A 10,206-nucleotide genomic window follows, 5' to 3' on the forward strand; every position below is an offset into this window, starting at 1 on the left:
TAACACGAAAGCCCTGATCAGGACAGAGGCAACCATAGCAATCCGGAGGTGCGCCAGGCGCTGGGCGGCACGCCGGGAGTCGTCCGGCCGGAGTGCTTGCCGACGAGGAACTCGCCACGGCCGGACAGCGAAGACGCTTGGCAGGTCGCGCAGTTCGCCGCCACGAACGCGGCCCTGGCGCCGACGTCGGCTGCCGGCCCGGTATGGGGATTCGCCGACGGGCCATTCCGGAACTTCGCGACGCAGTTCGGCTGCGACCGGCCCGCCGAGGACTCTCTCGCGAACGTGGCTCTACAGCGTGCAGAACGATTGCGAATCTATGTGTAGGAATTGTCGATGGAGGGGGTTTTGTGGTATTGAATAGCAAGTCGGCGTCGCAAGGCAGATCCGGACTCGCTGGGTACCTGATCACTCAGCGCGCAGCCCTGCGCTGGTCGCAGGAAGAACTCGCCAACCGCTCGTCGGTGAGTGTTCGGACTATTCGAAACATCGAGACCGGCGCCACCCGGTCGCCTCGGCGTGCCTCGGTTGAGCTGTTGCTGACCACAATTTCTGGGGCGGGCGGCGCTCTGCCGATGACGGTCAAAAGCAGCGCCGGCCCCGGTTGGGCCGGATTGTGCATCAATCTGGATCCGCTGGTTGGCCATGCCGGTGAGGTCGAGAAGGTGGCGGACGCTCTTTGGGAGAGCCGTTGCCTGACGCTGACCGGCCCCGGCGGGGTGGGGAAGACCCGGCTGGCGGTGGAGGTCGCAGGGCGGGTCGCTCGACGCGATGCCGAACCGATCGTCGTGATCGGCGCGGAGGCGCTGGCTGGAGGCGACTCGGAGATCGGTGAGCTGACGCGCGAGCTCGACATGGATGGGGAGAAATTTCGCGGCATCGTGCTGTTCGACGGTGTCGAACGGATTCTGGACGAGGCCGTCGACCTGGTGTGGCGGTTGCTCGGTGCGTACCCCGGTATCCGGGTGCTGATCACCTCGCGTCGAGCTTTGCTCCTACCGGGGGTGCCCGTCTGTGAAGTCCGGCCCTTCGGGGTGAGCGAGGACACTTCCGGTGGCTATGCGGCAGAATTTCTGTTCCGACGGCTCGCAGTGCTGTGTCCGACCTTGGATCTCAGCAGTCGGCTGCCGGCGATCCTGAGGTTGTGCAACCTACTTGACCACATGCCCGGAGCATTGGAGGCCGCCGCCGTCTGGCTGCGTTCCGCGTCCTTGGACGCCTTATTGCAGACCGACCCGCTCGAGGCGGTGCTCAGACAGTCGACGGGTCGCGGTCTGCCGCACCAGCGCACGCTGGCAGACAGCATCGATTGGAGTGTGGACATGCTCGACCCGAGGCAGCGTGCGATGCTTCGCGTGTTGTCGGCGTTGCCTGGTCAGTTCACCGTCGCGGACGTTTTCCGTGAGGCGGAGGGCATGCAGTCGATCGGACAGGACGTCGTTGCCCAGCTGGCCAAGCTGGTGGAACTCTCGCTTGTACAGGTGCGGCGCGGTCCGGAATACGCCTACAATGTGCTCGGCTACGTCCGGAGATTCATGAGGTCCGCGTCGGTGAACCTGACCGGTCTGTAACTGGGGACCACAGGTGGCTCGGGGCGAGGGCGCTCGGCGTGTACACACCAAGTGAACTGATCAGCATTCGAAGCTCGAGTGTCAGCGCCTCGACCAGCTGTACCAGGCCGTGGCGAGGGTTTTCGTCCACCGCGATCAAGGCGGCTCGCCCCAGGCCGACCGACCGTGCGCCGAGCGCCAAGCATTTCACTGCGCGGGTGCCTTCCCAGATCCTGCCGGAACTCAGCAAGCAACCGGACGAGCCTTGAAGCAGGTCCATGCAGACGCCGAGGGGCAGTCCGACGCTCGTGAGAAATGCCCTGGGCGCCCAGCCTGTGCCGGCTTCCGCTCCATCGACCGTCACCGCGTCGGCTCCGGCTTCCCAAGCCACCGTGGCGGCGTGGGCGATGTCGGATGCGGGGGGCAGTTTGACCCATACTCGAGCGCGTGGGAAGTTGTTGCGCATCATGCGTACCTGGTTGACGAGTATCTCCTCGGTGAAAGTGCCCGGAATGCTCGTGCGCAGGCTGGCGGCAACCGATCCGAAGAGAGGGTGAGTCGCATACTGTGAGGTGAGTGAGGCGGCGATGCGGGCGTCGACAACGGTCATCCCGCCCAACCCGGGTTTCGCGCCCTGCCCGACCTTGAGCTCGAACCCCAATCGCTCCGATCGAAGGAGCGGCTCGGTGGCGGGATCACTGTAAATGTCGTTCCAGACCTCGGCGTCGGCGTCCTCAGTGGATTGCTGGACGACCACGCCGCCGGCACCGTCCGGTACGGCGCCCAGGTAGGCATCCACTCGATCTGCCAGTACGGATCGCGCGGCGGAGCGAGAGCCGTGGATCGGAACCACATTTTCCCCGACGACCATGGGTAGACCGAGGCTGCCTGCTTGCCTGCTCGCCTCCACCGCGTGGGAGGCGCTGCCCAGCTGAGTCGAGCCGAAGGCTGAGAGGTAGACCGGCAACGGCGACCGGAACCCGCCGATCCTGGTATCGAGATCGACGTCGTGAAAAGCCGGTTCACGGCCGAGCTCGACCATTTTGGCGAGTCGGGCGGGCATGAAGACGGGCGGAACGATGCGAAGAAGGGCAAGTGGATCCCCGGTGAGTTCGACAGCCGCGGACTGGCCGTAGACGTCCTGGCCGTACCCTTCGAGCGGTGGGAAGATCGCGGCCGATCCGGTGCGGGCTCGTTCGCGTACTTCTGCTTCCGGGAACCCGGTGGCGTGTAGCTGCCTCATGCTCCCAACTGTCCGGGAACCTTGGGATACGCGGTCGTTTGCCACAGATAGTCCAATCCGGTGATGAATCGGGTCAGCCGCTCAAGGCCGAGTCCGAATCCCGAGCTGGGCGGGATGCCGTCGCGGAGCACGTCGAGGTACCAACCGTACTTCGCAGGGTTTTCTCCGGTCTCTCGCATTCTGGTGACCACTCGCGTGTAGTCGTGCTCCCGCTCGCCGCCACTGGCCAGTTCGCCGAAGCCGCCGGGTGCGAGGAGATCGAAATTGCGCAGAAGATCACGCTCGTCGGGGTCTTGACGGTCGTAGAACCCGCGGGACCCGCGCGGATAATGAGTTATGAAGAACGGTCCGGCTGCTTTTTGTGAGAGCAAAGCCTCGCCTGACCAGCTGATCTCCGCATGGAGGTCCTGCGTGTGCTGAAGCTCGCGCAACCGAGTCACGGCCTCCCGGTGGGTGAGCGTTTCGAACGGCTCGTGGAGGAGCGAAACGAGGTTCGTCGGGTCCCTGCCGAGTGCGGTGAGATCTGCGGTGCACGCTTCGGTGACGTGCTTCACCACGTGCGTCACGAGTCGTTCGAGGAGCTCCTGGGTGTCCGAGCGGGTCGCGTGCGCCAGCTCGACATCGATCTGGTTGAACTCCACCAGGTGCCGCGCGGTGTCAGCGGTTTCCGGTGGTTCGGCACGCAGATTCGCGGCGACGCAGAAAAGGCGTGACGTCGCGGTGAGCGATGCCTGCTTGTATAGAATCGCGCTCGTCATCAATTTGTACCGGTGGCCGTAGAGGCTGACGTCGAGCTGCTTCGCGCCGCGCGCACCGGGATCGGTCACCGGGCCGACGACCGGCGCCGGCAGCTCGATGCACCCTTCTTGCCGGAGGAAGGCGCGAGCGGCCACCAGGACCTGGTCCTGGACTCGCAGCGCCCGCTGAGTGACCGGTGAGCGCAAGTGCTGACCGGGCGGCGGCGGGAACCGACGGTCGGGGTCCGTCATGAGAGTCTCGATTCAGCGGGTGTCATGCCAGTTGCTCCGATCGTCGCGGCGCTGTCGTACTTACGGCGAACGTAGGACAGGTACTCGAGCAGACCTCGTGAACTCAGGTCCGCCTCTTCGGTGGTCTCGCGGTGGATTGGCAATGTCCCGGTCGCGGCCCAGCGGAGTTTGCCGCGTGCGTCGATGAACGCCCTCGTCGCGCCGGCGTTGTCGGGGTGCAGGCAGTAGGGTATGTCCAGGTGCCCCTTGGCGAACGCGAGGATCAGCGCGGCCCCGATGTCGTGCCCGAAGCTCAGAACGGCGTCGAGGAACAGTCGTGCTTCCCTCTCTACTCCGGTGTCCTCCACCTCCGGCCGGTGGCCGATGTGACAGCGCTCGGCCGTTTGTGCCGCTCGTTCCAGGGCGGATACATTTTCGGCTACGGTCGGTATGCGGTGGGCTTCGGCGCTGGTCTTGACGATGAGCCGGGCCGCGCCTTCCTCGACCGCCAATCGGGTCGCGTCGTCGAGCACGTGTTCGGCGCCGGAGCGGGTGGCCGGGTACATCCCCATGTAGGCGTAGAGCACGATGTGCCATTCCGCCTCCGGCAAGTACTCCCCGGCGAGGCGACGCAGCGCACGGATCGCCTCTCGGTCCTGGTCGGCATCGGCCTGTTGCGCGTAGCTGAGCGAAACGCTGTCGATCCCGTGCTGCACGAAGAACATCGCTTCGAGAATGCTGAGCGCCACCAGGAGGCCGGGCGGGCACAATTGTCCCATCATGCAGCCACCGAACGTCTCCAGATGCGGCCGGCTGCCCTGGCCGCGGGCGGCGGCGAGCGTTTCGGCGGCGACAGCCCAGTTGCGCACGGAATCGCGGAGGGGAAAGCGTCCGTAGGGCAGGCAGTAGGATACCGGGCCACCTTCGGTGGCGTCCATGCCCGCGTCGATCAGCGCAACCATGATCCGTTGGGGTACTGGAGAGCCGTGGCGTACCTGGACAGGGAAGTCAGGGGTCTGCAGTCCGTCGAGGACGGCACGGGTGACGTCGGTCCTCGTCGTCACCAATGGATATCCGTTGAGGTCGAGGCCTTCGAGGACGGCCAGCGTCGCCGACTCGAGGTCGTCGAGGCGGGTGTAGCTGTCGACGCTGATGGTGCCGACTGTAGTCGCGGCCGCGTGTTTCGTGGCGAGCAGGCCCTCTCGCATCACGCGCGGGTCGGACATGCCCATGCGGGGTTGCACCACGAGCCGGCGTCGAGCGGCGGCAGCGGCCACGGCATCTCCGAACGATCCGGGCACTGCGGTTTTCATTTCCCGCCTCGGACCACGAGCGTCGCGAGCAGAGTCTGCAGGCGGCTCATGCCGTCCTCCCCGTCGAGCACTGCACTGAAGCCTTCTGAGAGAAGCCGTTCCCGATACCGGCGGCCGCCGAGACCAATCCCCAATTTGCCGCCGATGACCACTCGGATCGCGCGCAGGGACGGCACCGCGCGAAGCGCGCGGATCAGCTGTAGACCGTCATTGACGCCGTGGCCATTCACCGTGCTGACCACGATGAGGTCGGGCACCACGTTCGTCGCTTCAGCGATGACCAGCCCGACAGGCGGACAGGGGCCGAGGTTGCGCACTGCCAGCCCGGATTCTTCAAGCCATCTCTGTAGGAACACGAGGTTCCAGGTGTGCGCGTCCGAGATGGTTGTGGTCAGAAGCGCGGCGGGGCCTGACGAGCTGGACCCGTGGCTTATTGTGGACGTGTTGGCCCTTCGGCCGAACTGCTGCGCGTCGGGCCTCATCAGTCCTGCCTTTCCTGAGATTTCCTGCAATTCTCGCAGTGTCCTCGGGAGCTCACCAGGAACGTGCCCGGCAACTCGTGCGGAGTTGCCCCTTGGGACACCTTGATCCAGACAGTGGTCTGGAGGGAGGACGTCCTGGTGTCGCGTTCGAGGTATCCGGAGCAGTTCCGTCGGGATGCGGTGGAGTTGGTGAACTCGAGTGATCGGCCGTTGCGGCAGGTCGCGCGGGAGCTGGGGACAGCCACGAGACCCTGCGGTCCTGGGTGAATTCGGCCTAGCCGGCCGCGGAGGCTGGGCCGTCGGCCGAGGATCCGGCGGTGACCGATGAGGTGGCGCGGTTGCGGAAGCAGATCGCTGAGCTGCAGGTGGAGGAGGAGATCCTGCGAGAAGCGGCCAAGTGAGTGGATCCGGTCGGCCGCTACTACAACCACGAGCGGCTGTGCTCCACGTGTTCCGATTCGCGTGGTGTCATTGCTTCCCCGGCCACCGGGCAGTCCGTACCGAGCGGCTGAAGGTGGCGCAGGCCACGCCGAGCAGGAGAACCGAGGCAAGGGTCAGCAGTGTGGTCCGCGGGGTCGAATAGTTCATCAGCATCCCGGCACCGATCATGCCGATCGGTAAGCTGAGGCTCAGGAGAGTGAACACACCGCTCAGCGCCTGTCCCCTTCGCTCGTCGGGAATCTGGCGGATGACAAGGACGTCGAGGAGCACCCGCACCTGTGGCAGGCCCAGACCGAAACACAGGCACATCAGCGCCGCCCACCAGGGCCCCAGCGACAAGGCCAGCCCGGCCAGTGTGGGCACTTGGGCGAGCCCGACCACAAGGAGGAGGGCACCTGGACCCAGACGCCGCTGGAGCGGTGCCACGAGCATCGTGCCCGCCAGTGCGCCGACGGCGAACCCGGCAACCACGAGGCCGACCAGCCAGGGCGCGACGCCGTGCTGTTGGAGCAGCACGATCGTGACGAGCTGGGCGATCCACGCCACGGAGTTGATCAGCATGAGAACCAGAATCGCGGCCCGCATGGCTCTCTCCCGCAGCGCAGCGGTCAAGCCCTTCAGCACCTCGCCGGAGGCGGCCGGTGGCTGTGTCCTGGCCGGTAGCCGGACCAGCCACGTCAGCCCGGCGGACACCGTGAACAGGGTCGTGGCAGCCAGCAACGGGAGTACGGGAGACAGGGCGAACAGCACGCCGCCCAATGGTGGGCCTGCGAGCTCGGCGGCGTTGTTCCGGACTTCCTCGCCGGTGACCGCGGCGGTCAGTTGTTCGTCCGGGACACTTGCCCGGACGAGGAGCATCCGTGCGGTGCCGACGGTCTGCATGCTGCCCAGGACCACCGCGATCGTGATCACGTGGGCGATCGTGAGCTGGCCGAGCCACAGGGCGAGGGCGAGCGTGGCCAGCGCGACCGCACGGGCCGTCTCGGCGAGCACGAGCAGTTTCCGGCGGTCGTAGCGGTCGAGCAGCCAGCCCGCCGGAGCCCCGCACAGGACGGTGGTCGTGGTCTGAACAGCAGCGAAGACGCTGGTCAACGCGGGGGAGGACCAGGTACCCAAGATCAGCAAAGGCATTGCCGTCTCGAGCGCGAACAGACCGAGGAAGGCGCCGGCGGACCCGGTCCACAGCAGCCGGAAGTTGCGGTTCCGGTGCAGCGGGATCACCGCGTGCCCCGTCGGAGTCGTCACAAGCTCTCCCCATTCAGTGGATCGACAACATTCATGATAGCGTGAATGGGTCGACGCCGCGAGAGACACTTGGAGAAGTTTGCGACGATGACAAGATGACCGATGAGCCTGTCCCACCCGTCGTCCCGGTCCGGTACGTGGACGACGTCGAGTCCTTGCGCGCCCTGGCCGACCCGCTGCGTCTGGCAATCATCAACCTCTTGATGACGCGTGTCGACGTGCCGGTGGGCGGCCTCACAGCCAAGGAGATCGCGCGCGAGCTCCAGGTCTCGCAGACGCGCCTGTACCGGCATCTGAAGCAGTTGGTCGGCACTGGTCTGGTCCAGGTGGCAAGCAGCAGGCTGGTCAGCGGGATCGTCGAGCAGGGCTACCGGGCCGGTCAGCGGTCGGTGCGGATCGAAGAAGCCTTCCTCGGTGGGGCCGCGGCCTCCGACGAAGTGCTGCGCACCTTCGGTGCGGTGCTCGACCGGCACCGCACCGACCTCTTCCGGGCTATCCGCGCCGGACACGCCCGGATCGGTGGCTACGACGGCGAACTCCCACCGTCCACCGTCGCGGCTCTGGACGTCCGGCTCTCCGTCGAGCGAGCGGAGTCGTTCGCGAAGCGGCTCTCGGCGCTCGTTGCCGAATTCGCCGAGGCCGAAAGCGATCCGGATGGCGTGCCGACGGCGATGGTGGTCACCTACTACACCACTCCCGATCCGCGCTGACCGGCTGCGGTGTTCAACCTCGCGCCAGCAATATCCCGAACTGCAGCCCCGTGGTGTCGACCCGGGGGTCTGTTTCGGCCTCCGAAACACACGTTAGTCCGACGCGCTGGAATAGCTCGACCCACCATTGCCGGCTCTGGAGACGCTGCTCAGTGATCGAGTGGATGAGGAAGTATGGGTTGTAGAAGCTCAATGCGAGTCCGTGTGCCATCACCGGTGCTTCGGGTCGGTAATCCATTTCGACAACCAGCCAGCGAGCCTCGGGATGATTTCGAAATGTCGATCGGAGCAGTTCTTCGACCGCATCCTCCCCCTCCTGCTCGAGCATCTCCTGCAGAACGAAGGCGGTCATGAAACAAGTACCGTGTCCATTGCCGGGCAGGTCGAGGTCCGCTGCCGCGTCCGCGGCTCCGATGACCATCTCCAGCCGGTCGCCGAGCCCTAGCTCGGCGCGAGCGGACTCGCCCAGCCGCACCGAGGCCGGGTTCGGTTCGATGCCCACGCCGCGCAAGCCCGGCCGTGACAGCAGGACGTCCATGAGAAACCGTCCGTCGCCGCATCCCAGGTCGATGACGGAGGAGGTCTCCGGAGATGCGCTCAGCAGGGCCTGCACGACCGGGACGGCGTCGTAGCGGCCGATGCCGCAGCTACCTGCGCCGACCCGGGTGGTGTCGCGGGTCGCCCAGGGGGCGTCAGGACGGAGCACCTCGCCGAGCTGCTGCATGGTGGAGGCATAGCCACCCACCAACATCTCGTACCAAGGCGCGAAAACCGGCAAGCCTTCCCCCAGCGCCGTCAACCGCCAGCCGTCTTCGTTCACCACGAAGCCTTCGTTCTGAAGGAACAGCAAGAGACCGGGCAGCCGGCCGGCATCGAGACCCAGCTTCGCCGCCAATGCGGTGGCGTCGACGCCGGAGCGCTCGTCAAGCGCCTCGAAGATTCCGAGGTCAAGGGCATGATGCAGCGCCTGGGCGACGAAAAAGTGCCGGATCGGGCTGATGGCGTCGATGAGGCGATGCTGGAAATCGGCAGGAATGGTCACAGAGCGTCCTCGCTTCGATTATTTCGATACCGACGGGATTCGGGTCAGCGGACCGGGACATTGGACAGGCAGAGAGCGAGCCGGCGATGGTCGTCCGCCGTGCCGACGCTGACGCGGAGCCATCCCGGCAAACCGAATGAGTCGCAGTGCTTGACCTGTATCCGGTCGCACAGCAACGCGTCCAGCACCGGGTCGGCGCGGTCCGGCCGGAGTTTGGCCATGACGAAATTGGCGTGCGTGTCGCGCACCTCGGCGAAGACACCGCTGTCGCGCAGGATGGTGGCCAGCGCCGGGCGAGCAGCGCGCACGTGGTCGGCGAGCCGTTGGATGAAGGCAGGTGTTGTCAGCACGCCCGCCGCGGCTGCGAGACTGACCGCGTCGATCGGCATGAACCGTCTCGCAGGCGCCAGTTCGGCGATCATTCCGGCCTCCGCGATGAGGCAACCCACGCGGATGCCTGCCAGCCCGAACGCCTTCGCGAAGCTGCGGTATACCAGGAGGCCGCGGCCGGGGCGAGCGCCGCTGAGCATGCTCGGCGCGCCGGAGAACTCTTGGTAGGTTTCGTCGAGAAAGAGGTACTCGGCCTTCTTGCTTACTTGGGACAGCCACTCGCCGGAGACCATCGTGCCGGTCGGGTTGTTCGGTTGCGCGATGAACACCATGTCGCCGTTACCCAGCTCCGGCGGTATCCCGACCGGTTGCCAATCCGGTCCGAGGCGAATGGGCAAGAATTGCTTGCGCCCGACCCCGGCGCGGTCGGGATAGGCGTCGAAACCGGGTTGTAGCGCCCAGGCTCGGTTCACAAGAGGCAATGCGATGTCCACGGCCTCGTCCACCCCCGCGGTCAGGAGCAGCTCGTCCTGACCGACGCCGAAGTGTTCGGCCGCCAGCACGCCGACTTCGGCGAGAAGACCGCGGGGGTAACGGTGCAACCGCCGGACGGCGTCGACAGCGCGAGCGACCGCCTCGGGTGGTGGGCCGAGGGGGCTCTCGTTCCAATCCAGCAGCAACATGTCGTCGCCGGAGATGATGCATCGGTCCATCGCGGCCTCCTGGATCGTGGCCGGGGTTCCGGTCCGCACCGATGTTCGCGGGATTCGATCGTCATCGGCCAGGCAACAACCCAGGCAACAAATTCCTGTCGAGGTTGCCCCTGCCCTCGTGCCAGTTGCCGGGCATGTGTCCTCGAACGCCGGCCCGATCGCTGGAACC

At 66.1% G+C, this 10,206-nt stretch carries 10 protein-coding genes; 3 read left to right on the forward strand and 7 right to left on the reverse strand.

The genetic code is table 11. The annotated features are described in order from the left end of the window. Positions 1-48: 48 nt before the first annotated feature. The gene (locus OG738_RS27175; RefSeq protein ID WP_329045073.1) at positions 49-327 is read left to right on the forward strand and encodes a hypothetical protein; all 279 of its coding nucleotides are present in this window, start codon (positions 49-51) and stop codon (positions 325-327) included. Positions 328-350: 23 nt separating this feature from the next. After that, positions 351-1,571 carry a helix-turn-helix domain-containing protein gene (locus tag OG738_RS27180; RefSeq protein ID WP_329045074.1) on the forward strand — a complete coding sequence of 407 codons (1,221 nt, stop codon included), beginning with the start codon at positions 351-353 and terminating at the stop codon, positions 1,569-1,571. Here the strand turns inward: OG738_RS27180 and OG738_RS27185 are convergent. The 5 genes from OG738_RS27185 to OG738_RS27205 all read right to left on the reverse strand — a co-directional run bounded on the left by OG738_RS27185 (position 1,534) and on the right by OG738_RS27205 (position 7,242). Beyond that, positions 1,534-2,793: a glutamate synthase-related protein gene (locus OG738_RS27185; protein ID WP_329045075.1), complete on the reverse strand. Its 1,260-nt coding sequence runs from the start codon at positions 2,791-2,793 to the stop codon at positions 1,534-1,536. The genes OG738_RS27180 and OG738_RS27185 overlap by 38 nt on opposite strands. Then, complete coding sequence (locus tag OG738_RS27190) at positions 2,790-3,782, reverse strand: asparagine synthetase A (RefSeq protein ID WP_329045076.1); 993 nt, start codon at positions 3,780-3,782, stop codon at positions 2,790-2,792. Before OG738_RS27190 ends, OG738_RS27185 begins: the two co-directional genes overlap by 4 nt. Then, entirely contained in the window at positions 3,779-5,038 is a 1,260-nt protein-coding gene (locus tag OG738_RS27195; RefSeq protein ID WP_329045077.1) for a methylaspartate mutase, read from the reverse strand. Before OG738_RS27195 ends, OG738_RS27190 begins: the two co-directional genes overlap by 4 nt. A 32-nt stretch (positions 5,039-5,070) precedes the next feature. Continuing rightward, positions 5,071-5,556, reverse strand: coding sequence for a hypothetical protein (locus OG738_RS27200; protein ID WP_329045078.1), 486 nt, complete (start codon positions 5,554-5,556; stop codon positions 5,071-5,073). 468 nt (positions 5,557-6,024) lie between these two features. Beyond that, a complete protein-coding gene (locus OG738_RS27205; RefSeq protein WP_329045079.1) occupies positions 6,025-7,242 on the reverse strand; it encodes an MFS transporter in 1,218 nt (405 codons plus the stop codon). Positions 7,243-7,379: 137 nt separating this feature from the next. Between OG738_RS27205 and OG738_RS27210 the strand changes: the two genes are divergently transcribed. Then, positions 7,380-7,952 carry a helix-turn-helix domain-containing protein gene (locus OG738_RS27210; RefSeq protein ID WP_329045080.1) on the forward strand — a complete coding sequence of 191 codons (573 nt, stop codon included), beginning with the start codon at positions 7,380-7,382 and terminating at the stop codon, positions 7,950-7,952. Between the two features lie 13 nt (positions 7,953-7,965). Here OG738_RS27210 and OG738_RS27215 read toward each other — a convergent pair whose 3' ends face one another. After that, complete coding sequence (locus OG738_RS27215; protein WP_329045082.1) at positions 7,966-8,994, reverse strand: methyltransferase family protein; 1,029 nt, start codon at positions 8,992-8,994, stop codon at positions 7,966-7,968. Between the two features lie 44 nt (positions 8,995-9,038). Further along, positions 9,039-10,037 (reverse strand): pyridoxal phosphate-dependent aminotransferase, encoded by a 999-nt coding sequence (locus OG738_RS27220; protein ID WP_329045084.1) that lies wholly within the window; start codon positions 10,035-10,037, stop codon positions 9,039-9,041. Positions 10,038-10,206 lie beyond the last annotated feature (169 nt).

Source organism: Amycolatopsis sp. NBC_01488 (genome assembly GCF_036227105.1).
Lineage (GTDB): Bacteria > Actinomycetota > Actinomycetes > Mycobacteriales > Pseudonocardiaceae > Amycolatopsis.

What these genes read in the sequence shown, in the direction of transcription:
- OG738_RS27185 (WP_329045075.1), bottom strand. Translation starts at nt 2,793, where the DNA reads ATGAGGCAGCTACACGCCACCGGGTTCCCGGAAGCAGAAGTACGCGAA.
- OG738_RS27190 (WP_329045076.1), bottom strand. Translation starts at nt 3,782, where the DNA reads ATGACGGACCCCGACCGTCGGTTCCCGCCGCCGCCCGGTCAGCACTTG.
- OG738_RS27200 (WP_329045078.1), bottom strand. Translation starts at nt 5,556, where the DNA reads ATGAGGCCCGACGCGCAGCAGTTCGGCCGAAGGGCCAACACGTCCACA.
- OG738_RS27220 (WP_329045084.1), bottom strand. Translation starts at nt 10,037, where the DNA reads ATGGACCGATGCATCATCTCCGGCGACGACATGTTGCTGCTGGATTGG.